At 43.3% G+C, this 25,012-nt stretch carries 16 protein-coding genes; 5 read left to right on the forward strand and 11 right to left on the reverse strand.

Translation table 11 applies throughout. The features are described 5' to 3' along the window. Positions 1-177 precede the first annotated feature (177 nt). From AAFH98_RS12450 to AAFH98_RS12470, 5 genes are all read left to right on the forward strand, one after another. Entirely contained in the window at positions 178-3,147 is a 2,970-nt protein-coding gene (locus AAFH98_RS12450; protein WP_342523046.1) for a SusC/RagA family TonB-linked outer membrane protein, read from the forward strand. A gap of 25 nt (positions 3,148-3,172) precedes the next feature. Beyond that, positions 3,173-5,071 carry a RagB/SusD family nutrient uptake outer membrane protein gene (locus AAFH98_RS12455; protein ID WP_342523047.1) on the forward strand — a complete coding sequence of 633 codons (1,899 nt, stop codon included), beginning with the start codon at positions 3,173-3,175 and terminating at the stop codon, positions 5,069-5,071. A 44-nt stretch (positions 5,072-5,115) separates the two neighbouring features. Beyond that, complete coding sequence (locus AAFH98_RS12460; protein WP_342523048.1) at positions 5,116-6,198, forward strand: SusE domain-containing protein; 1,083 nt, start codon at positions 5,116-5,118, stop codon at positions 6,196-6,198. 73 nt (positions 6,199-6,271) lie between these two features. Further along, positions 6,272-9,142, forward strand: coding sequence for an alpha-amylase family glycosyl hydrolase (locus AAFH98_RS12465; protein WP_342523049.1), 2,871 nt, complete (start codon positions 6,272-6,274; stop codon positions 9,140-9,142). Between the two features lie 143 nt (positions 9,143-9,285). Beyond that, entirely contained in the window at positions 9,286-11,154 is a 1,869-nt protein-coding gene (locus AAFH98_RS12470) for a glycoside hydrolase family 13 protein (protein ID WP_342523050.1), read from the forward strand. A 231-nt stretch (positions 11,155-11,385) separates the two neighbouring features. Here the strand turns inward: AAFH98_RS12470 and AAFH98_RS12475 are convergent, their stop codons facing one another. From AAFH98_RS12475 to AAFH98_RS12525, 11 genes are all read right to left on the reverse strand, one after another. Continuing rightward, the gene (locus tag AAFH98_RS12475) at positions 11,386-12,951 is read right to left on the reverse strand and encodes an MFS transporter (protein ID WP_342523051.1); all 1,566 of its coding nucleotides are present in this window, start codon (positions 12,949-12,951) and stop codon (positions 11,386-11,388) included. A gap of 49 nt (positions 12,952-13,000) precedes the next feature. After that, positions 13,001-14,383 carry an alpha-amylase family glycosyl hydrolase gene (locus AAFH98_RS12480; RefSeq protein ID WP_342523052.1) on the reverse strand — a complete coding sequence of 461 codons (1,383 nt, stop codon included), beginning with the start codon at positions 14,381-14,383 and terminating at the stop codon, positions 13,001-13,003. A gap of 36 nt (positions 14,384-14,419) precedes the next feature. After that, on the reverse strand, positions 14,420-16,741 hold the full coding sequence (locus AAFH98_RS12485) for a family 65 glycosyl hydrolase domain-containing protein (RefSeq protein ID WP_342523053.1): 2,322 nt from the start codon (positions 16,739-16,741) through the stop codon (positions 14,420-14,422). 27 nt (positions 16,742-16,768) lie between these two features. Beyond that, on the reverse strand, positions 16,769-17,431 hold the full coding sequence (gene pgmB, locus AAFH98_RS12490; RefSeq protein WP_342523054.1) for a beta-phosphoglucomutase: 663 nt from the start codon (positions 17,429-17,431) through the stop codon (positions 16,769-16,771). A gap of 54 nt (positions 17,432-17,485) precedes the next feature. Next, positions 17,486-18,505, reverse strand: a complete 1,020-nt coding sequence (locus AAFH98_RS12495) for a LacI family DNA-binding transcriptional regulator (protein WP_342523055.1) — start codon at positions 18,503-18,505, stop codon at positions 17,486-17,488. 157 nt (positions 18,506-18,662) lie between these two features. Continuing rightward, positions 18,663-19,946: an aminodeoxychorismate synthase component I gene (gene pabB, locus AAFH98_RS12500; RefSeq protein WP_342523056.1), complete on the reverse strand. Its 1,284-nt coding sequence runs from the start codon at positions 19,944-19,946 to the stop codon at positions 18,663-18,665. A gap of 3 nt (positions 19,947-19,949) precedes the next feature. Continuing rightward, entirely contained in the window at positions 19,950-20,828 is an 879-nt protein-coding gene (locus AAFH98_RS12505) for an aminotransferase class IV (protein ID WP_342523057.1), read from the reverse strand. Then, a complete protein-coding gene (locus tag AAFH98_RS12510; RefSeq protein WP_342523058.1) occupies positions 20,812-21,360 on the reverse strand; it encodes a peroxiredoxin family protein in 549 nt (182 codons plus the stop codon). Before AAFH98_RS12510 ends, AAFH98_RS12505 begins: the two co-directional genes overlap by 17 nt. 2 nt (positions 21,361-21,362) lie before the next feature. Further along, positions 21,363-23,138: a glycoside hydrolase family 13 protein gene (locus tag AAFH98_RS12515; protein ID WP_342523059.1), complete on the reverse strand. Its 1,776-nt coding sequence runs from the start codon at positions 23,136-23,138 to the stop codon at positions 21,363-21,365. Between the two features lie 23 nt (positions 23,139-23,161). Continuing rightward, positions 23,162-24,136 carry a 6-phosphofructokinase gene (pfkA, locus tag AAFH98_RS12520; protein WP_342523060.1) on the reverse strand — a complete coding sequence of 325 codons (975 nt, stop codon included), beginning with the start codon at positions 24,134-24,136 and terminating at the stop codon, positions 23,162-23,164. Positions 24,137-24,216: 80 nt separating this feature from the next. After that, positions 24,217-24,987 carry a tetratricopeptide repeat protein gene (locus AAFH98_RS12525; RefSeq protein ID WP_342523061.1) on the reverse strand — a complete coding sequence of 257 codons (771 nt, stop codon included), beginning with the start codon at positions 24,985-24,987 and terminating at the stop codon, positions 24,217-24,219. Positions 24,988-25,012: the final 25 nt, after the last annotated feature.

The raw sequence follows: 25,012 nt of genomic DNA on the forward strand, positions 1-25,012 counted from the left end.
TCTCCATAGAAATCCTTAGATATCAGAAGCAATGAAAGCGCTTACATAATCTACTGGAATCCTTATTTTTTTGTACGGAATGTAAGCGCTTTCATAAGTAACATTTTAAATTCGATCAACACACTTAGCTACTGAAAAGTATGTTCAGAATATCCACAATAATCTAAACCAAACTCTATGATACCTATCAAAAAGCTACTCATTACGTCATGCCTGATCTTGGGTCTTACACTACCCGGATTAGCACAGACTTCCGTTTCGGGAACGGTAATAGATGCCGAAACAGGTGAAACCCTGCCCGGTGTTAATATTACGGTCAAAGATATGCCCGAACGCGGAACGGCTACTAACATAGACGGTGAATTCACCTTAAATGTACCTTCATTAGAAGAAACACTGGTCTTTTCTTTTGTCGGTTACGTTACCCAAGAAGTACCTCTTAACGGACAACAAAACATCGAAGTTTCGCTCTCTCCCGATGTACAACAGTTAGAAGATGTTGTTGTTATTGGTTACGGAACACAGGATGTCGATGATAATACCGGTTCGGTGACAGCCGTCAATGCTAGTGATTTTAACGAAGGAGCTGTTACGAATGCTGGTGAATTGTTTCAAGGTAAAGCCGCTGGTGTTAACGTCACATCAAATGATGGTGCACCCGGCAGTGGAACAACCATACGAATTCGCGGTGGGTCTTCCCTGTCAGCAAGCAACGATCCCCTCTTTGTGGTTGACGGGGTGCCTCTTGATGGGGAAAGTGTTTCAGGGATGCGTAATCCACTTAATACTATTAATCCCAATGATATCGAATCAATTTCCATTCTGAAAGATGCCTCAGCAACAGCCATTTATGGTTCACGTGCTTCAAATGGTGTGATTCTTATCACTACCAAGCGCGGCAGTGCCGAACGAGGATTTGAAGCCAGCTACACCGGCAAACTCTCGTATCAAACCAAAACCAAAGAGGTGGATGTTCTTTCAGCTAATGAATTTCGTTCGACCGTTGAAGAAAACCTGAATCCATCTGCTCAACAACTACTCGGGGATGCAAATACAAACTGGCAAAGTCAAATTTATGATGATGCCATAAGTCAAGAACACAACATCAGTTTCTCGGGTGCAGCAAGTAACGTCCCATATCGCGTTTCTTTAGGGTTCAATGGCAGCAACGGTATCCTCAAAACATCCAGTATGGATCGTTTTACGGGATCTATCGCAGTGAATCCTTCTTTTCTTGATGATGACTTACAAGTTGATCTTAACTTAAAAGGATCACGTGTTGATAACCGGTTTGCTGAGCGTGGAGCCATTAATACGGCTATTACGTACGATCCCACAAAACCAGTAAGTGTAGAAAATAACTTTGGCAACTATTACGCCTGGACGGGGCAAAATGGTAATCCAATTTCGATTGCACCGGCAAATCCAATGGCATTGTTGGAACAAACTAAAGATGAAGCTACGACATATCGTACAATTGGTAGTGCTAAATTTGACTATATAATGCCGTTCCAGGAAAATTTAACGGCTACATTAAATCTTGGTTTTGACTACTCTGATGTAGGAGATGGAAGTATCAGGATAACAGACCAAGCTGCTTTTGACTATGTTGGAGAAGGCGAACCTAATGGTACACGTCAATCTTACGATCAACGAAAAGAAAATGAACTCCTCGATTTCTACCTGAACTATAAAGAAGATTTGGAATCGATAAACAGTAATTTGGATGTAACAGCTGGATATTCCTGGGAACATCATTACGAAGAAAGTTCTAATTATGTTACCAATTTCAACACCTCCGATACGTTGGTTGTTGATGAGGACACTGACTTTAGAACTGAACATTATATTGTCTCATTCTTTGGACGAATGAACTATACGTTCAATGATAAGTACTTATTAACCGCTACCTTGCGTCAAGATGGTACTTCCCGGTTTGCTGAAGATGAGCGCTGGGGACTCTTCCCTTCTGCAGCAGTTGCCTGGAAAATACATGAAGAGTCTTTCTTAGATGGGTTTGAAGACCTTAACCAGCTCAAATTACGTTTGGGTTACGGGGTAACAGGTCAGCAGCGTATTGGCCAGGGTGATTATCCCTATCTTGCACGATACACAGCCAGTGAATCCACTGCACGATATCTGTTTGGTAACGATTTTGTTACTACCCTGCGTCCCGAAGGTTATAACGCGAACCTAAAGTGGGAAGAAACGACAACCTATAATGTCGCCTTAGATTACGGGTTCTTTAATGACCGACTGTTTGGTTCTGTTGAAGCGTATCATCGCAGAACGGACGATCTGTTGAATGTGATTCCTGTTCCCGCTGGTACAAACTTCACGAACCGAATCCTATCCAATATTGGTACGCTTGAAGTACAAGGGCTCGAGTTTAATGTAACAGGACGCTTGATATCTACCGAAGATTCGTACTTAGAAGTAGGATTTAACGCTTCTCACAACGTTAACGAAATCACCAAGCTTACCAATGTTGAGTCTGAAAACTACATTGGCGTAGAAACCGGTGGCATTTCTGGAGGCGTAGGTAACACCATTCAAATTCACAGTGAGGGGCATCCACGAAGTTCATTCTTTGTGTATGAACAAGTGTACGACGAAAATGGAAACCCCTTAGACGGCGTTTATGTTGACCGTAACGGTGACGGACAGATAACAGCTGATGATAAATACCGTTATGAAGACCCTGCACCTGATTTTACCTTTGGCTTCTCTTCCAGGTTTGAATACAAAAATTGGGATGCCTCTTTCTCTGCCCGGGCAAATGTTGGAAACTATGTATACAATAACGTAGCGTCTAATCACACGGTATACGAGTTTATGTACAACAGTCAGGGCTATTTAAATAATGCAATGACCGACATCAACGATTATGGATTCAGCAATGCGCAATATATGTCTGATCACTATGTCGAAAACGCTTCATTCCTCCGAATGGATAATATGTCGGTAGGATACAGTTTTAATAATCTGTTTGACCGGGTTAAATCGCTGCGCGTTTCTGGTACTGTGCAAAATGCTTTTGTAATAACCAATTACAGTGGGCTTGACCCCGAGGTATTTAATGGCATAGACAATGAAGTATATCCACGGCCACGTACCTTTATTCTCGGCCTTAGCCTGAACTTTTAATTGAAATTTTTTAAAACCGACCATTATGTTTAACACAAAACTAAAAATAGTTTCGGTAGCACTAATTGCCTTAATGGCTGTTACTGTTACTTCGTGTACGGACGATCTCAATACCAGTCCGATTGATGACGATGTTGAAACATCAGAGTCAGTATACACCGGTCCAGATAAATACCGTCAAGTACTGGCTAAGTTATATGCAGGGTTTGCCACTACGGGTCAACAAGGACCTGCAGGTAATCCTGATATCCAGGGCATCGATGAAGGCTTTTCAAGCTATATTCGACAGCTGTGGGTTGCGCAAGAAATCTCAACAGACGAAGCTGTTGTAGGATGGAATGATACGGGCCTTCCCGAATTCAACTACCAAGAATGGAATGCCTCCAATGACTTTGTCATGGCGCTTTACAGCCGAATATACTATCAAATTGCCCTTGCTAACGAGTTTATTCGTAATGCCCAAGGCAATGACAACCAGCAGGTGCAGCAGTACCTTGCTGAAGCTCGTTTTTTGCGGGCACTTAGTTACTGGCATGCACTCGATATGTTTGGTGGCAACGTACCATTTGTAACCGAAGACGATCCTGTTGGGGCCTACCAACCAGAACCAATTGGTGCACAGGAACTCTTCAATTACATTGAGACTGAACTCACTGAAATTGAAAGTGAAATGCCTGCCCCTGGTGATAACGATTATGGACGTGCTGATCAGGGTGCCGTTTGGACGCTGTTAACGAAACTGTACCTCAATGCAGAAGTGTATACTGATGAAGCTCGTTATGACGATGCCGTTACTTATGCCAACAATGTGATTGATCAAGGTGGTTATACCCTGGATGAAGATTATGAGCACTTATTCATGGCCGATAACCATGAAGCCGAAGGATTGATTTTCTCTATCCCCTTTGATGGTGTGAATACCCAAACGTACGGTGGAACAACCTTCATCCACCATGCTGCTATTGGTGGTAATATGAATCCATCTAATTTTGGCACAGGCGAAGCCTGGGCCGGACATCGCACTACTCCGCAGTTTGTAGATAAACTGGATGAGGGTGAACGTTTTGAAGGATACGAAACAGAAAATCCTGGTGGAAACAACGAAGTATACGTTCCCGGTGGATATCAACCAAATAGTGGTTATGGAGCCGAATGGTCTCCGGCTGATGCTCCCCCCCTTGTCTCAGAAAATAATGACGATGTATACACTGGTTACTTTTATGTGAACAGCGCAGGAGCAGAAATACAAATTACTGCTGAACGAGACTGGAATGAATCATACGGTGGAGCGGATGGAAATCTCGAAGCAGGTGGAAGTAATATCATCTTACAAAAACCAGGTCTTCACAGAATGACTGTAGATCTAAACAACATGACCTACGAGGTTGATGCTGCTGATAGCCGAAACACCTTGTTTACTGACGGCCAGGAAAAAGAAATTCCAACACTGGCAGAATTTACAAATGGCTATGGTCTTGCAAAGTGGAAGAATGTTACACAAAGTGGCCAGTCAGGATCAGATGCCGTTTTTGTAGATGTTGACTTCCCAATGTTCCGCCTTGCCGATGTCTACCTAATGTACGCAGAAGCCACATTGCGTGGAAATTCGGGTGATATGAACAAAGCTGTTGGTCTTATAAACGATCTCCGAGAACGTTCATACGGTTCTGATATAGCAGATATCAGTTCTGGTGACCTTACACTCGAATTTATCCTCGATGAACGAGGAAGAGAACTGTATTGGGAAGGCCATCGCCGAACTGATCTCGTTCGATATGGACAATTTACCGGCAACGAATATGTTTGGTCATGGAAAGGAGAATCCTCTGATGGGAGAGGCACAGATGATCGGTATAACCTGTTCCCTATTCCTGCTGCCGATGTAAACTCAAACCTAAACTTAACCCAAAACCCGGGCTACTGATTTAGTCTGAGTCAAACGATTTTAAATATTAAAACCGAATTACTATGAAGAAACTAAGCCTACTATCATTTTTATTGGCCGGGCTCCTGATCTTCTCCTCTTGCGACAAAGGGGAGCTTGGGCCTGTTGCTAACTCTTCAGATCCTGAAGCACCCGAAATAAGTTCTCCCTCATCTGGTGAAAGTTTTGCCCTTAATGAGGAAAATGCCGAAGAAGTTGCAATGACTATCGAATGGTCTAAACCTGACTTCGGTTTCTCATCGGCTCCAACATACACCATTGAGTTTGCCGAAGCTGGCAGTGACTCTGGTTTTGTTGAACTCGATAGAACGCAACAAACTTCTTATGATGTTGTAACACAAGACCTAAATAATGCCCTTATCGGTGAAGAATTCGCTACAGGTCAAGAGCACTCAATTGATTTAAGAGTAGTTGCTTCTCTTCCGGACGAATCAGTTTCACCAGTAATTTCTACAGCGAAAACAATAGCAATTACGCCTTACTTTGCAGAGATTAGCTATCCGGAAATTTACGTACCAGGTGGCTATCAAGGAGCCAGTAATGAAGGCACTGACTGGACTCCAAGCGATGCTCCTGCCCTTTACTCTTTTGAAGACAATGATATGTATGAGGGCTATGTATATATGGCTGGTACAGATAATCTTTTTAAGTTTACTCCTGATCCCACTTGGGATAATGGCGACTGGGGTGATACCGGAGCTGATGGTACCTTAGATGAAGGTGGAGACAATATTTCTCTTACCGAATCTGGATACTATTATATGGAGGTAGACCTAAATGACCTGACCTATTCAGTAACAAATACCGAATGGGCTGTTACTGGTAGTGCTACACCAAATGGATGGGCCAATGAAGATGAAGGTATATCAGACCATAATATGACATATGATTCAGCAAATAAGGTGTGGACTATTGATTTGAACTTGTCTGCAGGTGAAATGAAATTCCGTGCAAACGATGCGTGGGATATAGAATATGGTGATGACGAAGGTGACGGCAGGCTTGAATTAGGTGGTAGTAACATCGCTATTGAAGAAGCCGGTAATTATACCATTGAACTTGACCTTAGTGAAGCACCATTTAGTTACACGGTTACACAAAACTAAGTTAAAATTAATCATCAGATTAAAGCCCACTCATCCATTGATGGGTGGGCTTTTTTATTAACTCTACTTTTTTATGCGACGTATTACTACTACGCTCCTATTTATATTGGGGCTTATTATTACAGCGCAGGCGCAAGTTATCACAACCGTTCCAGAATTTCCTACCTTCGACCAGTCTGTGACCATTACCTTTGACGCCACCGAAGGGACCGGCGGACTCGAGGACTACTCCGGGGATGTCTATGCCCACACAGGAGTCATTACTGATGAAAGTACAGACAATTCAGATTGGAAATATGTTGTTGCCGAATGGGACGAAAATATCGAAAAAGCGAAAATGGAGCGTGATGCCAATAATCCGGATCTTTATACCTTGGAAATCACCCCCTCTATTCGGGAGTACTATGGTGTATCTGAAGAAGAAACAATCGAGCAGATGGCATTCGTTTTTCGAAGCAGCGACGGAGCGCTGGAAGGCAAGGATGACGACGGAGAAGATATTTTTGCTACTGTTTACGAAGGATTCACAGTCGAATTCGACAATCCGACCAAAGACCCATCATTTTACGAGCTAAACAGCAGTATCACGATTGAAGGCAGCGCCATAACCGACAGCACAGAATACGAACTCACACTCTTTATCGATGGACAAGAGGAAGAACAGGTTACAGACCAAAGTCTCTCGTACAATTTTAACGCATCCACTAAGGGAAACTACACACTTACACTGGCTGGTACTGACGGTGCCACCTCAGATACGTTGTCACAGCAACTAATTGTAAATCCCGAAATGACCGAACAGGCACGCCCACAAGGTCTGCAAGACGGTATTACCTACGTGGATGACAATACCATTCGGCTTTCGCTTTTTGCGCCGGACAAGGAGTTTGTCTACGTAATTGGTGGTTTTACGAATTGGAAAATTGATCCTAACTACTTCATGAACAAAGAAGTAGTAAATATTGATAGTAGCTATTACTGGATTGAATTTGATATACCCGATCCTAACAAGGAATACGGCTTTCAATATTTGGTGGACGGAGAAGTTCGCGTGGCCGACCCCTATTCGGAAAAGATCCTACATCCCGAGGACCAATATATATCCGAAGAAACATATCCCGGCTTACAACCTTACCCTAAGGAAACTGACTTTGCGGTTGGCATACTACAACCTGGCAAAGCTGAGTACCAATGGCAGCACGAGCAATATGATCGCCCGGAGGATGACGAGCTTGTTATTTATGAATTGCTGGTTCGAGACTTTGTAGAAAATCACGATTACAAAACCCTTACCGATACCTTGGACTATCTCGACCGACTGGGTGTTAATGCTATTGAACTGATGCCGGTGATGGAATTTGAGGGCAATAGCAGCTGGGGCTACAACTCCTCTTTTTTGTTTGCAACGGATAAATATTACGGCCCTGCTGAAGACCTTAAGGAATTCATTGACGAAGCCCATTCACGCGACATGGCGATTATATTGGATATCGTGCTGAACCACGTGTATGGTCAATCACCGCTGGTACGGCTCTGGAATGAGGGAGATTACGGGCGACCTATAGCTGAGAATCCATACCTAAATGTTGAATCTCCCAATCAAACCTATTCCTGGGGATATGATTTCAATCACGAGTCACAAGCCACCAAGTATTACGTGGATCGAGTCACCCGCTACTGGCTGGAGGAATTTAATGCAGATGGCTACCGCTTTGATTTCACCAAGGGATTCACTCAAAATTCCGGAGACGGATGGGATCGGGATGATGATCGCATCCGGCTTCTTAAGCGCATGGCCGATCAGCAGTGGGCAGTAGATGACTCTTCATACGTAATTCTTGAACATCTGACTGCTAACAGCGAAGAGCAGGAACTCTCCAACTATGGCATGCTACTTTGGGGCAACCAACACTACAATTACAAACAAGCCTCCATGGCGTATAACGACAACGAGGAAAGCGATTTTTCGGGCATTTATTATGAAGAGCGCAGCTGGGATGCCCCCAATTTACTGGGCTATATGGAAAGTCATGACGAAGAGCGTCTAATGTTTGAAAACCTTAACTACGGCGACAGCAATAGTAATGGCAACTATGATATCACAGACGAAAATACGGCATTAAATCGCGTGAAGCTCTCAGCGGCCTTTTTCTTTCCCGTACCTGGGCCTAAAATGTTCTGGCAGTTTGGGGAATTAGGCTACGATTACAGCATTAATCACTGTGAAGATGGCTCTGTTAATGATGCCTGCCGGACATCGCCCAAACCCATTCGATGGGATTATTACGACGATGAAGAACGTAAAAAACTGTATGACACCTACAGAGCCCTTATCAAACTTCGTACGTCGCATGAAGCCTTTACATCCAAAGAATCGGAGGTGACAATGAACGTCGATGGTACGACCAAACGAATTGCGATCAGCCATCCCAAAATGGAAGTAACTATTGCCGGTAATTTTGATGTTGAAGATGCCGATTTACAGCCCCAGTTTTCGCAGTCCGGTGAATGGTACGATTTCTTTTCCGGGGATACGCTGTCGGTCAGTGATACCGATACCACCATTACCATGCAAGCGGGTGAATTTCATATTTATACGACCGAGAAGTTTGAAAAGCCGGCCGGTAATCCAGTTTCGTTTGAGAGTAAAAATGGTGACGGAGAAGGTAAGACCACTGAGAAATTAGAGCTACACCAAAACTACCCTAATCCATTCAATCCATCCACTACTATTCCCTACGACCTGCCCGAGGATGCCAAGGTACATTTGGAAGTCTTTAATATCTTGGGACAAAAAGTTCTTGAACAAGATTTAGGCGAACAGACTGCCGGAGCCGACAAAGAAATCACCGTGGATTTTTCTCATCTTTCCTCGGGCGTATATATTTACCGAATACAAGCCGGTGGCGAGATCAAATCCAAAAAAATGATGATGGTGAAGTAAATATTAAATTATGATACCGAAACAGACCCTACCCCCGAAAGTCGGGACACAGCAAGGTCACGAGAATACTACAATTATTACTCAACAAAAATCTTTATCAGGTTTCTATTTTTGATCACATTTATAATACTAACTCTAATATTATGCCCATAAATCACAACTTTCGTTCGCTGATTCTCTCACTTTTTTTCACGCTCTTTCTCTTTGGATCCGCCCATGCCCAAGATTATAATATCGATCGTGTGGAGCCGCTTCATTGGTGGGTTGGGATGGAAAATCCCGAGCTCCAGCTTATGATCTACGGTGATGATGTGGGGGACCTCTCTCCTGCTATTGATTATAAAGGCGTTATCATCAAACGTATCCAAAAGGTAGAAAACGACAACTACCTGTTTGTCTACCTGGATATCTCCAAGGATGCTGAGCCCGGCTCCTTTGATATTACCTTATCGAAAGATGGCAAACAGGAACTTAGTCACGCCTATGAACTCAAAGAGCGGGAGGAAAACTCTGCTCAGCGTCAAGGATTCAACTCCTCGGATGTGATGTACTTGATTACGCCTGATCGTTTTGCCAACGGTAACTCCAACAACGACAGCATAGCGGGTTACCAGGACTCCCTCGATCGGGATGATGATTACGGACGTCACGGTGGGGATATCCAAGGCATTATTAATCATCTGGATTACATCGAAGAAATGGGCTTTACGGCTATTTGGCTGAATCCCATAAAAGAAAATGCCATGAAAAGTTCCTCCTATCATGGCTATGCCACCACCGATTATTACAAAGTAGATCCACGGTATGGAAGCAATGAGCTTTATAAAAAACTGAGTGAAGAAGCTGAAAAACGGGGTATCAAGTTGGTTATGGATATGATTATGAACCACTCGGGCTCTAACCACTGGTGGATGAATGATCTGCCTACCGAGGACTGGGTGCATTATCCCGATGAATATCAGCAAACCAATCACCGGCGAACCACACTACACGATCCTTACGCCTCTGATATCGACACAAAACGAATGACAGACGGCTGGTTTGTGAAATCGATGCCCGACTTAAATCAGGATAATCCCCTGTTGGCCGACTACCTAATTTACAACAGCCTCTGGTGGATCGAGTATGCAGGACTCGGTGGCATTCGTCACGATACCCATCCCTATGCCGGACAGGAATTTATGGCTGAGTGGACCTGCCGCATTATGGAAGAGTATCCGAACTTTAATATTGTAGGTGAAGAATGGAGTGTTGATCCGTTAGTAATATCTAAATGGCAGCGCGGCAGCGACAAGCCCGACGACTTTAGTTCCTGCCTGCCCAGCCTGATGGACTTCCCCATCCAGACCACCCTCGTTGATGCCTTAACCAGCGAAGAAAGCTGGGGCAGTGGATTTGTGGACCTATACGAAACCCTGAGTTTTGATTATGCATATGCCAATCCCTTTAATATGGTGATCTTTCCCGATAATCACGATATGGATCGTTTTTATCGTCAGGTAAACCAAGACTTGGACCTGTACAAAATGGGACTGGCCTATATTATGACGATGCGGGGTATTCCGCAGTTTTACTACGGTACGGAACTACTAATGAGTAACGAAAAAGAACACGACCACGGACAAATCCGCGAAGACTTCCCCGGGGGATGGGAAAGCGATACCAAAAACGGTTTTACGGGTAAAGGCTTATCGGATAAGCAAAAAGAGGCCCAATCATTCGTCAAAAAGCTGGTCAACTGGCGAAAGAACAATCCCGTTATCCACGATGGCAAGCTCATGCAATATGCGCCCAATCATGATGGTACCTATGTTTACTTTCGATATAACGAAGAAAAATCGGTAATGGTGGCTTTTAACAAGGCGGAGGAAGCAAAAACATTAGACACCGATTACTACTACGAGCAACTGGGTGGTTTTAGCAAAGGAACCGATGTTATTACTGGCCAAACGTATGAGTTGGACACCCTCGAAATTCCAGCCCGTTCAGTGCTTATCCTGGAGTTGGAATAAGAACTATTCCACATAAGAAATCTTATTTAAAATGCCCGGCACCTTTAATGGGTCGGGCATTTTGTATTCGTCTTAACTATCTAATCTGGTTACATAGCTCTCTGCACAACGAATAGAGCCTGGGCAATTAAACTATCCTTTCGGTACTCTGCTTTAGCTATAGCCTGGCAATAAATCATCAGACTATGATATTCCCGATGGCAAACCCAGCCACCGGATGGGAATAAATAATTATTCGGCAGGTTCAAGAGCATCTGGCTCGTTCATTTCTTGTGCGGCTTTGTCATCCACAAAAATCATCATGAGGGCAGCAAACGCCATTGCTCCCCCTCCTGCTATCAGGGCAAAGATTGCTTCCCCACTAAAGAGATTTCTAAGCATGGTTCCCAAAATACTGGCCGCCACAATCTGTGGAATCACAATAAAGAAATTAAACAATCCCATATACACGCCCATCTTCTTGGCAGGAATGGCTCCCGAAAGAATAGCATACGGCATAGCCAAAATACTGCCCCAGGCTACACCAATGCCTAACATAGGCAGAATGAGCATCATGGGGTCACTTATCAGATAGATACTTGCAAGGCTTACTCCTCCTATCAACAGGGAAACGGCATGCACAATCTTGCGACTGGTCAATTTTGCAAAATACGGCAATGCAAATGCAATAAGAGCTGCAAACCCATTGTAGATAGCAAATAACATTCCCACCCAATCGGCTCCCTCATTATAGAGCGCCGTAGTCGTATCACTGGTTCCGTATACATGCGACGTAACCGCAGCAGTGGTATAAATCCACATGGCAAATAATGCAAACCATGAAAAGAATTGCACCGCCGAAAGCTGAACCATCGTTTTGGGCATACTTAAAAAATCAGAAACAACCACGACCAAACCGTGTTCATCTTTGCCCAATGTCTGCTGCATAAACCCGGCAACAGCCATAACCAACCCAAATACTGCTACACCAATGCTAAATATGTAAAGCTCTTGCTCAAAATTAGCGCCATAAATATAATAGGTTAACGCAAGTCCGGCAGCAATTAAAACTCCACCAATGGTGAACTTTCGCTGCGCAGTACCGGTATCAATCTCTCCTTTTTTCGCGGCATCAATGATAGACCCTTCTCCCGGTTCATTTTCTGAATATCGATCAAGCTCTTCGGGTGGATACTCTTCTGTCGTCCAAACCGTCCATAGAACAGCTCCCAAAAAAGTAGCTGCACCAATATAAAACGACCATTGTACGGCCGGCGGAATTTTACCAGGTCCAGCGGTATTGGCCAATCCCACCCAGTTGGTCATAATATACGGCAATGCTGATGCAATCACGGCCCCTGTACCAATAAAGAAGGTCTGCATAGCAAATCCTTTGGTATGCTGGTCAGCGGGAAGCATATCCCCCACAAAAGCTCGAAATGGCTCCATAGAAATGTTAATCGAGGCATCCATAATCCAAAGCATACCCGCTGCCACCCACAACACAGGCGAATTGGGCATGATAATTAATGCCAGTGACGCAAAGATTGCTCCAAATAGAAAATAGGGCCTTCGACGACCCAGGCTATTCCAAGTGCGGTCGCTCAGGTGACCAATAATGGGCTGGACGACCAATCCCGTAACCGGAGCCGCAATCCACAAAATGGGAATATCATCCACGCTTGCACCGAGAGTTTCAAAAATACGGCTAACGTTGGCATTTTGGAGAGCAAATCCGAATTGTATCCCCAAAAAGCCAAAGCTCATATTCCAGATATCCCAAAAACTTAGCTTAGGCTTTTCCGTCTGTTTATTCATGGCAATATGTTTTCATTGAGATGATAGAAAGTTCAAACCACGCTGACTGTTATTTTTCAAGAACTATATATGCATTGGCGCCAAGTGTAATGCCATCACTGTTAACGGTGATCGTATCATCATTAAATACATCGGTGTATTCCGTTTCTTCCACTAAATCGGGGAAAGAAATATCCTGCTCACTACCTTCAAAATTCAGGATCACAAATACTTCATCATCCCCTTTTACCCGTTTATAGGCATACGTTTGACCGTCTGATTCGGTATCTACTGGTACAAAATCACCACCATACTGACCATTCCAGAGCGCTTTATTACGATCTTTCAGCTCAAACAGCGTTTGGTAGAAATCTTCATACTCTTCGTCCTCCCATTCGATGGGATCTTTTTGGAAAAACTCCAGCCGTTTATCCAAGGCTGTCTCCTGTCCGCTATATACCAACGGCATACCATCAATGGTAGCAGTTAACACTGCAAAATTTTCGAAATTATCACCATAAAGCTCTTCGTCGGTACCATTCCAGGAATTTTCATCGTGATTGGAAGTGAAATAGAGACGATATGCATGATCTGGAAATCGCTCCTGATCTTTTTTTATCTGTGCTGTAATCTCATCAACCGGAGCCTCACCCGCTGCAACTTCTGTAATTAAGTGAAAGAACTCCCATGTGTAGGTAGCATCGAACCAAGGATGCATCTCAGGGGTATTCCATTCGGCCAGCCAAAAGAAATCTTTTTTTGATTCATTCACTTCAGGAATAGCTCGTTTCCAAAAGTCTAATGGAATATCATGTCCCGCGTGATCTACGCGATAGCCGTCAATATTGGTCTCTTCAATCCAAAACTTCATTTTTTCGATCATCTTATCCCACAGCTCTTTGTTTTCATAATTGAGCTGCGCAATATCAGTCCAGTCCGCCTCATAAGTAATAGCACCGGTAGAATCCTTCATGTAGTACTCAGGATGCTCTTCGGTCCATGGATGATCCCAAGCCGTATGATTGGGCACCCAATCTAAAAACAACTTCATATCATGCTCATGAGTTGCTTCAACCAATTCTTTGAAGTCTTCCATTGTCCCAAAGTTTGGATTTACAGCCGTGTAATCCTTGATAGAATAATAGCTGCCCAACTCTCCTTTGCGCTTCTTTTCTCCGATGGGATGGACTGGCATCAACCAAAGAATATCGATCCCCATTTCTTTAAGACGTGGCAGGTGCTCCTGAAACGCTTTGAAGGTACCCTCTTCGGTATATTGCCGAATATTGACCTCGTACATATTAGCACTTTTCGACCACTCCGGGTGCTCAATATGCTCTTGCGGATCTGCTTGCTGCTCGGAAGTATTACTACAGCCCAGAGTAAACACAGAAACCGAAAACAGTAATACGACCGGTAGTATTCGGGTATAAAATGAGGAACGATTTATCATAGTGATAGTTGGTTTATTTGATCATTAAAAAATTGGTTATCGGCTCAGTACCGATGCTGCTGCCACGGCTTCTTTGTCCGGCGAAACCGTATATTCGTCTCCGTAAATAAATAAGGTTGTTTCACTGCCCTTCTCACAGCTGACCGTTACCCGCTCCGGCTCAACACGTACATTCAGTCGATTACCATTATGCAGCATTTTAAAAGAATAGGCATCCCACTCTTCGGGTAACGAAGGCGTAAAATACAGCTGACCATCTTTGGCCCGCTTGCCGGCAAATCCTTCTACAATCGACATCCACGTCCCGGCCATACTGGTGATGTGCAACCCCTGGTGGACCTCCTTGTTATAGTCATCTAAATCGAGACGTGCCGTCCGCAAATAAAGCTGATAAGCCTTGTCCTCGTAGCCAAGCTTCGAGGACATTATCGCATGAATACAGGGCGAAAGCGACGATTCATGTAACGTACGAGGCTCGTAAAAATCAAAATTGCGCCGAATCGTATCTTCATCAAAATGATCCTCAAAAAAGTACAAACCCTGCACCACATCGCCCTGCTTGATAAAGCAAGAACGCAGAATACGATCCCACGACCAGTACTGGTTAATAGGTCGCTCACTTTCATCGAGCTCACTGGCTGTTCGCTGAACTTTATCAAGATAGTTATCCTGCTGTAAGAAAATCCCAAGATCCCCATTTTCACCAAGATAAACCCGATCTAAAATATCTTTCCAGCGCTCGGTTTCCGTATCATCATACGATGTTTTCTGCTGAATCTCTTCGAATGCTTCCGGCGCTTCTTCACGCACCTTATCAACCACTTCCATCGTATAGCGCATGCACCAGCAAGCAATATACGAGGTGTACCAGTTGTTATTGATATTATTTTCATACTCATTGGGACCCGTAACGCCAAGCATAACATACTTCTGACGCTTTTCAGAGAAGTTAAAACGCTGGCTCCAAAATCTGGAGATCGCAATTAGTACTTCGAGTCCCGCTTCTTGGAGATATGATTCATCGCCGGTGTGACGGATATAGTTGTAAATAGCATAAGCAATAGCACCATTACGGTGGACTTCCTCAAACGTAATTTCCCACTCATTATGGCACTCTTCCCCATTCATTGTCACCATGGGATACAATGCAGCACCATCTGTAAATCCGAGCTTCTCGGCATTTTCAATAGCTTTGGGCAGGTGCCGGTAGCGGTACCACAATAGCTGCCGAGCCACCTTGTCAGGGGCCGTATTCAAATAAAACGGCAAGCAGTATGCCTCGGTATCCCAGTAAGTACAACCGCCATACTTTTCGCCGGTAAACCCTTTGGGACCAATATTTAAGCGCTCATCTTCTCCCGTATAGGTTTGATAGAGTTGAAAGATATTAAATCGGATGCCTTGCTGGGCCTCATCATCCCCTTCAATATGGACGTCGCTTCCTTCCCAAATCGTTGCCCAACGGTCGATGTGTTCTTGTTTCAGCTGATCGAATCCAACGGAAGCCACATCAGCCACAGACTGCTTAGTATGCGAATGTAAGCGCTTACGATCATGGTTCAAAGAAGAAGCGACCACCGCATATTTATGCAAAGAAATTTCATCATTCTCCTCTACTGGTAATTCATACAATTGTTCAGCAAACATAGAAGAGATAGAGCCACTGCCGCCAATATCCAATTGCTGGCCATTTTTGTAGAGCTCGTTTTTCATTGCCGCCGACACATGAAAGTCGAGCTTTTTTGTCTTGGTCGTTATGACTCCACCATTATCAAACGAATTTTGCTGCAGCTCATCCCAAAACAGTTCATCATAGTTAGCATCCTCGTTATACACTTTGCCATTGATATATGGCTTAAGTGAAACAGAACCTGAAAAATTAAGCGGCTTTATAGCATACTCAATCACTCCCACTTCAGACCGCTCCATACTTACAAAGCGACAAGCTTCAATCGCAATTTTATTGCCACTTTCGAGCTCAGCTACAAAACTCCGTTGCAGCAAGCCCTGTTTCATATCCAAAGTTCGCGTAAAATCAGAGATCGTACATTTAGCCAGATCTAACTGCTCACCGTTAATATGGACATCAATACCAATCCAATTAACCGAATTAAGCACCTTCGCAAAATATTCGGGGTACCCGTTTTTCCACCATCCTACTTTGGTGGGATCAGGATAATAAATACCCCCGATATAGCTGCCCTGCAGCGAATCGCCACTATAGTGTTCCTCAAAATTAGCACGCTGCCCCATATGTCCGTTACCAATACTAAAAATACTTTCTGAAGAACGCTGACGGGCAGGGTCAAAACCTTCTTCAACAATTTTCCATTTATCCGTTTTTAAATACTTATTCATAAAATCGTGAAATTTTAATCGCGTATGTTACTTGTCACTAATTTGATTGAAAAGTTTCTCCGGTGTTAAATCCTTAAAGTTCTGAATCACAAGATCAGCCGCTCCTAAATATTCTTCGGAGCCGACGCCAATACTAACGAAACCACCCCTGTTCGCCGCCTCTACTCCTGAAGCGGCATCCTCAAAAACAATTGTTTTAACCGGATCGGCATTCAATGCCCGGGCTCCTTTTAGAAACACCTCGGGATCAGGCTTCGTATTTTCAACTTTATTTCCATCGATAATAACACCAAATGTACTATTTAACTGTAGGTAATCAATAATATAAGGTGCATTTTTACTGGATGATCCTATTCCCAACGGAATCTCCATTTCTTGCAGTTGTTCCAAAAATTCTGGTACCCCATCAAGAATATCATCTGGCGTAAGCTCTGCTATAGAATCCTGATACCAGCCATTCTTTTTATCCATAAGTTGTTGAATTTCGTCTTCCGGGAGCTCACGATCATCCAGGGCTAAAATTTTTTCGATTGATTTTCGCCGGCTCACTCCCTTTAACTGCTCATTAAATTCCTCTCCAAAAGATATATCCAGTGATTCTGCCAGCCGTTGCCAAGCGTTAAAATGAGCATCCGATGTTTCAACAATAACGCCGTCAAGATCGAAAATACACGCTTCAGGTTTCGTCATAAATCAGATAAAAACATTAAAATTGGAAATTTGTTGGTGACCTTCTTTGAACATTTAGGCTTGTTCTTCAAGCTCTACATCTGTAGAGGAACGTAAAATAAGCTCGGGGGCAAACACTTTATGCTGTGGATCCATATTCCTGTTTCTCATTCGTTCCATTAACCGTTTGGTTGCCAACGTCCCCATATCATACATGGGTTGGCGAATAGTAGACAACCCAATAAAATTGGAAATGGTGATATCATCATATCCAATAATAGGAATCTGCCGACCTTTTTCTTCCATCGCCTTCATTGCTCCCACCGCCTGTATATCAGAGGTACAAAAACACGCTTGAGGGGGATTGGGTAAGTCAAGCAATTTCTTCATAGCCTCATACCCATTCTGTTCCGAAAAGCCATCACGGTACGTTGATTCCCCGGTCACAATCAATTCTTCATCAATAGCTACTCCCGCTTCATTAAGAGCATTCTTATACCCCTCAATGCGCTGCTTACCAGGTTTTGATGTCTTCATACCGCTAATCATGGCAATACGAGTCATCCCCTGATCTAAAAAGTAATGCATAGCCTTTTCAATGCCCTTGTCATTGTCTACAGATACCGAGTCCATCCCGGGATGTGACTCGTCAATCAGTGTAATGGGCATGTCATAATTCTGTAATTTCTTGAGCTCTTCGTCGTGCATATGTGTTGAAATAAAGAGATACCCATCCGCCCATTGACGTTTGATAATATTTTCAACCTGAGAAAACATATTATCATCGCCATTGCTCTGCACGTTAAAAATGTTAAGATCATAATCATAATTGGATATCTCATCCTGTATACCAGCCAACACTTCCATAAAAAAGTAGTTCGACAGCACTGGTACCACAACCATAATGATATTCTTTTTCTTTCGCGCCAACCCCTGTGCATAAGCTTGCGGGTAATATCCAAGCTCATCAGCTACCTTCAATACCTTCTCCCTCGTTTTATCTGCAATACCATCACTATTATTAACCACTCTTGATACAGTAGCAATACTTACACCCGCTTTTTTTGCGATATCATAAATTGTACTTCCAGCCAATTGTAGGTTCCTCTAACTCCTAATTACAAAGATAATTTAAAAATAAATGTAAGGGCTTACATTTGTAATAATAACCAATTTAAAGGATTTCGCAACCCCTCTTTTTAGTCCTACCAATAACCCCTCAAGCCCTGCTATAAGCATTTTTAACAAGTAATTATACTTTTCGGTGGTTTTCAACAGCATCTATGAGCGCACGAGCTTTAACTTGTGTCTCCTCCCATTCCCGTTCAGGGTCCGAATCACCGGTTATGGCCCCACCTACCGAATAGTATAATTGTTCGTTTTTTATAATTGCTGTGCGAATAACTACATTAAAATCAAAATCGCCACCGGGCGTTATGTACCCTATTGCTCCCGAGTAGATGCCTCGTTTATAATCCTCCAACTTTTCAATGGTTTTCATAGCACTAATTTTGGGTGCGCCCGTCATCGATCCCATCGGAAAGCATGCCTTAACAACCTCAACAGGGTTTGCTTCCATCGTTTGTGCCTTAATAGTCGACACCATCTGATGTACCGTCTCAAATGATTGAACCTCAAAAAGCTCAGTTACTTCTACAGTCCCCTGTTGAGCAATTTTACTCAAGTCATTGCGCACCAAATCTACGATCATCAAATTTTCGGCCCGCTCTTTTTCTGATGATACCAATGCATCAACCAAGCTCTTATCTTCTTCGCCTGAATACCCTCGTTTAGCTGTTCCTTTTATCGGCTGAGAGTATACCGTAGCTCCTTCTTTACGAAGGAAACGCTCCGGCGATTGACAGCAAATCGATAGATCTCCGACCTTCATAAAACTGCCAAAAGGTACTGGTCCAGCCTCCATCATCTTTTGGTATAGATCAACTGATTCACCATCGAATGAGGCCTTCATCTGGTGAGAGAGATTGACTTCATAAAAGTTTCCCTCTTTAATGTGCTGCTGTGCTTGGTAAATCTTTTGTATATAATCTTTTCGACTCGTTTGAAAGTACAACCTTCCAAATTTAAAAGCGTTAGAATCTGTACTGTTCTTTAAAGTCATTTCATTATCCGAAGAGAGCTCCCCTTTTAACACAGCCGTCTCCCCACTATAGTGATCAAAGCGCAACAATACCCCCGGATTCATAAAATAGAGATCAGGCGCCTTAACCTCATCGGGATTTGATGAGTGCAATCGTTCCACATGGTTTTTAAGATCATATCCAAGATAACCGAACAGCCAATTATCTACTCGGTCCCGAAAATCATGTAATGCTTCCCACGGATTCTCGGTATAACGGCTTTCCTTTTCCCCAATTTGGGTGATAATATTTTCCCCATACGCTTCAATTTTTGCGGATGGTTGTGCTGCTAAAAATGAAAACCTTGCCGATGGATGTTCTGTTAACTGGGACTGCAACAAAACCACTTCTCCCTGAGAAGCAAAATAACGCGTATATCTCAGCAGGTCAGTCATCGGTTATTCGATCAGTGATTCAAGGTTTTTGGTACGAAGAGTTTTAAAAGCTTGCTTTAATTTCTCAACCGCTGCCGAGTTAACATCAAAAGTCCTTTCATCGATACTTTTTATCGGCAATAGTTCCCGTACCGAATTCGCCATCCAAACTGCATCGGCTTCAAAAACATGATCTAACTGAAATCTACCTTTATGTAAATCCCATTGATCGCTTTGTCCAACAATATTACAAATTGCCTCTCGAGTGATACCTGGAATCAGATCACATGCTTCATCCGGAGTGAAGATGGCACGCCCCTTCACCCAAAAAATATTGCCAATAGTTGTTTCTGATACAAAATCATCAACGGTAAGCATCAGGGCCTCATCAGCACCTTTCGCATGAGCTTCTTTTGCAGCTAAGATATAATTAATGCCATTGGTCAGCTTCACTTTCGATGGCAGGGACTGCGATGGTATTCGTCGGATGTCAACACTTTTTAAGGTTGGATATGCAAACTCATCAGGACAAACAGAAGTAGTAATCGAAAAATGGAGTCCACTATTTTCCTGGGGATGATAACCACGTCTCCCACCTCGCCATACCTGCAATCTTATAATAGCATTAGTTTCTTGCAACTGATTCTTTTGAAGCAGCTGGTATACCGATTTCTTAATCGCTCTTATCTCAAGTTTTGAAGTGAGATTCATCCCTAATAATTCCATCCCAGAATGGAGCCGCTCTATATGTTTTTCAAGCAAGAAAACCTGTCCCTGATAGGTTCTAAACGTTTCAAAAATACCATCTCCGTACATCAACCCACGAGAAACCACAGGCACTACCGGACGATCATCCGGCACCAAAGAACCATCAAAAATGACCCAATTATTCTCGCTGCTCATTTTCTATCAGCACTCGTAAACTATCATATTGACTATCATCAGAATATCCCAAAAATACGTGTCTAAGGTCAAGTTGTTGATCATAGACAAACTGTACAGGCAATCCCGGCATATTAAAAGCAGAAAATTGTTGAGATCCCGCAACAAATTTGAAAGGAAACTGGTGCTTTTTGATATAGGAATCAACCTGCTGCTTTTGAAGCCCTACCGCAGCTGCTAATACTTCCACTTTATCAGAATATTCTTCTTTTACCTTCGTGAGCTCTCGATGTGATTTTAGGGATGCATCCGACCAATCTGACCATAAATCAAGCACCACAAATTGACCTTCAAAATCGGCTACTCTTACACTATCATCCGTTTGTGCTTTATTCCACCAAATCGTTTGCAACGAATCCTGGGCAAACATTCTTTGTTTAAAATCAGACTCTTCGGCCGTGCGGTTGCTCACAATAAAATAGACTATCAGTGAAGCCGCAGCAATTGCTACAACCAACAAAAAGGTATTAAAATACTTGGGGTCAATGCGCATAATTAATCTTGTTCGGGTGACAAAATTGCTCCTGATATTGGGGGAAGCGTAATTGTAGCGACGCCATCATCAACTACTGCCCTGTTTCCGGTAACTACATTTTCCAGATGCCGTCCTTCCAAAATTTTAAACTCATAAACAGGAATCTCTAATTTACGTGTTTGGGAGGATCGGTTTATTGCTACAAGACAAAACATCTGTTTGTTGCAAAAGCGAACAAACGTAAATATATCGCGTTCGTTATCAACCAACAATTCCTGGAATTCTCCCGTCCGCAACGCCAAATGCTCATTCCGAATTCCTGCCAGTTTTTTATACCAACGATATAATTCTTCGTCAAAAGTATTTTCATCGGCAGAACGGTACTGATCTAACGGATGCGAGGACTCCGCCTCATAATCTAAATCAGGCCATAACATTGGTTTACGATCATCAGGATCATCTGCCCCCCACATACCTGCTTCGGTGCCATAAAAAATCATGGGGGCTCCCACATAGGTGTATTGAAAAAGTGCTATAAGCCGTTGCAAACGACGCTCCTCAGCATTGGGTTTACGTATCTCAAACCCCTCTTCAGGCTTGGTATTTGTGTCAAAATCACGACCCGGATTTACAATCATTGAAGCCAAACGGGGAGTATCATGGCTGTCCATTAAATTTTGTTGGACCAGTTCAGCAGAATCTGGCAACCCTTCTCGTAAATGCCGTAGCCTATTCATAAAATCAGATACTGCCATCGACTGGTCAATCATATAGTCTTGTACAGCTTCCGTAAATGGGTAATTCATAGCCGCGGTAAAGAGCTCACCGTTAACCCATTCACTACCTTTATCCGTCCAAATTTCTCCCACAGTGTAGGCGTTGGGATTAATATCTCGCACTACTGCATTCCACTCCTTCCAAAACTTTTTACCCACTTCCTCCGGAACATCCAATCGCCAACCGTCGATCCCATCAGAAGGGTCACCGTCACCATTGGGATCCATCCATCGCTTGGTAACTGCAAAAATATGCTCACGAATAGGCTCTACCAACGTACCATCCACTTCCCGTAATTCGGGCAAGCTTTTAACACCCCACCAACCATCATAATCAAACTTTTGACTATCACCATCCGAAAATGAATTGATAGCATACCAGTCTTTGTACTTCGATTTTGACTGTAGCTTCTGTACATCCCGGAAAGCCCAAAAATCAGTGCCTGTATGATTAAAAACACCATCAATAATAATGTGCATATCTCGCTTGTGGACTTCACCAATCAATTCTAAAAAAAGTTTATCAGCAGAGGTCCACTGCCACGTCTCGGGGTCTTCAGGATTTTCCTGCTTCATGATCTCTACATCACCCTCGGGATCAGGTCCAAAAAAACGATCAACATGATGATAATGACTGGTATCGTACTTGTGAAGCGATACCGCATCAAAAATGGGATTCAAATATAGGCCGCCAATCCCCAGATCCTGTAGGTAATCCAGTTTATCAATAATACCCTGCAGATCACCACCGTAACGACGCTTAAAAACCCCATCACGAAATGAGTTGCCAAGTGACTTTTCCCAATCGGCCCGTTTATACCAGTCACCAGTCCACGACGAAATTTCCCAACCTTCGGGCCCTCCTACCCGTTCGCGGCTCGGATCATTATTGGAATCGCCATTTCGAAATCGCTCTGGAAAAATTTGATACCAGATGACATGTTTAGCCCATTCTGGAGCATGATAAGTGGTATCAACAAACTCACCATTCGATGATGTATTTTTCAGCTCATCTTCCATTACGCAATTAGGCTAAAAACCTCTTAAATAGAAATAATATCAGCAATGCGCAGAAGTTCATCATCCATTTTGGGATTCTGCTTTGTTGCTTTTTCAAAATCAGTATAGCGAACACTTCGGTCGCGAATACCAACCATAACATCACGCTTACCTTCCCTAAGTCCTTCAACTGAAAGCACCCCTAACCGACTTGCCAGCACCCGATCGGTACAACTGGGGCGACCGCCTCGCTGAACGTGTCCCAAGATGGTTACTTTTGTTTCATATCGGTCACCAAATTCTTCTTTTACCCGATCTTCCAGGTCATAAACACTACCATTCTTATCCCCTTCAGCAACAATCACCAATCGAGATGATTTATTTCGCTTGGACGTACGAGCAAGCGAATCAAAAAGTTTTTCAATACCGCGATCTTCCTCCGGAATCAAAATTTCCTCTGAACCGGCAGCAATTCCTGAATACACAGCAATAAATCCGGCATCACGTCCCATCACTTCAATAAAAAACAGGCGGTTATGCGAAGTAGCTGTATCGCGAATTTTATCCACAGCCTCAACCACAGTGTTTACAGCCGTATCAAAACCGATAGTGAAATCGGTACCATAAATATCGTTATCGATAGTACCCGGTATTCCAACGATGGGGAAATCATACTTTTGGCCAAACCTCATAGCCCCGGTAAAGGTACCGTCCCCACCAATAACAACAAGACCATCAAGGTTATTCTCTTGGATATTTTCCCAGGCTTGTTCCATACCAGCCTCGGTCTTAAACGCATCGCTGCGGGCCGACTTTAAAATAGTTCCTCCTTGGTGAATAATATGCTTCACCGAACCGGCATCCATCTTTTCAATATCGTTTTTGATAAGCCCTTCGTACCCCTGATAGATCCCATAAGGAATCATATCATAATACACACATGTTCGCACGACTGCACGTATGGCAGCATTCATACCCGGGGCATCTCCACCGGATGTAAGTACACCTATTCGTTCCATTATTTATTGAAGAATTGTAATTCTAAATTATTGGGATGTGCAAATATCAACTATCCAATTTTAATCGCGTAACATAACAATTATTGGAGATCAAAGATAAGTTTTCTGCACTGTTCTTTTAACATAGGGTCATCAGGGGTTCTACTTTCCAACTCAACGGCGTTCTCACAAACGGCTATTGCCTGTTCGTCATGACCCATCTCCTCATACACTTTAGCAAGGTCAAGATAGTATAAAATATTTTCGCCATTGAGATCTATCGCTTTTTGGATAGCGTCGGCCGCTTTTTGATTTGTTGCATCGCCCGGAATACCTCCAAATAACGTATTGGCAGCCGTACGTTCCACCCAGCTTAAGTTAGCCACTTTAAAATGCCAGCGTCCCAGTACGTGCCATGCTCCTGCATGATTGGGTTCTATCTCAAGAGTACGGTCTGCATACTTTTTTATATCGCGGGAGGCCGCTACGCGGTCACGGGCTCCTGAAATGAGTGCTTTTCGCCCCATAGCAACAGCCATCACAAAGTTCGACTGTGCGTCTGTAGAATCGACCTTGAGCGCGCGTTCTGCAAGCTCAATGGCACGATTAAAATAATCTTTTTTGTCATCTTCATCTTTAAAGCGATTACCAATTCTGGAGTGCAAAAAACTGGACCTCCAAAGTGCCGTATAATTTTGGGGATTTTCTTCTAAGATTTCACGATACAGTTCCAGTGCTTCTTCCTCTTGAAACGTACTATATAATGAATCTGCCCGGGCCGTTTTGTCCATCCCATCCGATTGACCTAACATAACAAGCGGTAAAAGGATAAAAAAAGCACTCAACCAGATGGATTTTTTTAATAGTGTCATAAGCTTGATTTCGTTGAAACTCTCA

The organism is Fodinibius sp. Rm-B-1B1-1 (assembly GCF_038594945.1).
Classification (GTDB): domain Bacteria; phylum Bacteroidota; class Rhodothermia; order Balneolales; family Balneolaceae; genus Fodinibius; species Fodinibius alkaliphilus.

What these genes read in the sequence shown, in the direction of transcription:
- AAFH98_RS12525 (WP_342523061.1), bottom strand. Translation starts at nt 24,987, where the DNA reads ATGACACTATTAAAAAAATCCATCTGGTTGAGTGCTTTTTTTATCCTT.
- AAFH98_RS12450 (WP_342523046.1), top strand. Translation starts at nt 178, where the DNA reads ATGATACCTATCAAAAAGCTACTCATTACGTCATGCCTGATCTTGGGT.
- AAFH98_RS12515 (WP_342523059.1), bottom strand. Translation starts at nt 23,138, where the DNA reads ATGGAAGATGAGCTGAAAAATACATCATCGAATGGTGAGTTTGTTGAT.
- AAFH98_RS12485 (WP_342523053.1), bottom strand. Translation starts at nt 16,741, where the DNA reads ATGAATAAGTATTTAAAAACGGATAAATGGAAAATTGTTGAAGAAGGT.
- AAFH98_RS12460 (WP_342523048.1), top strand. Translation starts at nt 5,116, where the DNA reads ATGAAGAAACTAAGCCTACTATCATTTTTATTGGCCGGGCTCCTGATC.
- pabB (WP_342523056.1), bottom strand. Translation starts at nt 19,946, where the DNA reads ATGACTGACCTGCTGAGATATACGCGTTATTTTGCTTCTCAGGGAGAA.
- AAFH98_RS12475 (WP_342523051.1), bottom strand. Translation starts at nt 12,951, where the DNA reads ATGAATAAACAGACGGAAAAGCCTAAGCTAAGTTTTTGGGATATCTGG.
- AAFH98_RS12470 (WP_342523050.1), top strand. Translation starts at nt 9,286, where the DNA reads ATGCCCATAAATCACAACTTTCGTTCGCTGATTCTCTCACTTTTTTTC.
- pgmB (WP_342523054.1), bottom strand. Translation starts at nt 17,431, where the DNA reads ATGACGAAACCTGAAGCGTGTATTTTCGATCTTGACGGCGTTATTGTT.
- AAFH98_RS12455 (WP_342523047.1), top strand. Translation starts at nt 3,173, where the DNA reads ATGTTTAACACAAAACTAAAAATAGTTTCGGTAGCACTAATTGCCTTA.
- AAFH98_RS12510 (WP_342523058.1), bottom strand. Translation starts at nt 21,360, where the DNA reads ATGCGCATTGACCCCAAGTATTTTAATACCTTTTTGTTGGTTGTAGCA.
- AAFH98_RS12480 (WP_342523052.1), bottom strand. Translation starts at nt 14,383, where the DNA reads ATGATAAATCGTTCCTCATTTTATACCCGAATACTACCGGTCGTATTA.
- AAFH98_RS12465 (WP_342523049.1), top strand. Translation starts at nt 6,272, where the DNA reads ATGCGACGTATTACTACTACGCTCCTATTTATATTGGGGCTTATTATT.
- AAFH98_RS12505 (WP_342523057.1), bottom strand. Translation starts at nt 20,828, where the DNA reads ATGAGCAGCGAGAATAATTGGGTCATTTTTGATGGTTCTTTGGTGCCG.
- pfkA (WP_342523060.1), bottom strand. Translation starts at nt 24,136, where the DNA reads ATGGAACGAATAGGTGTACTTACATCCGGTGGAGATGCCCCGGGTATG.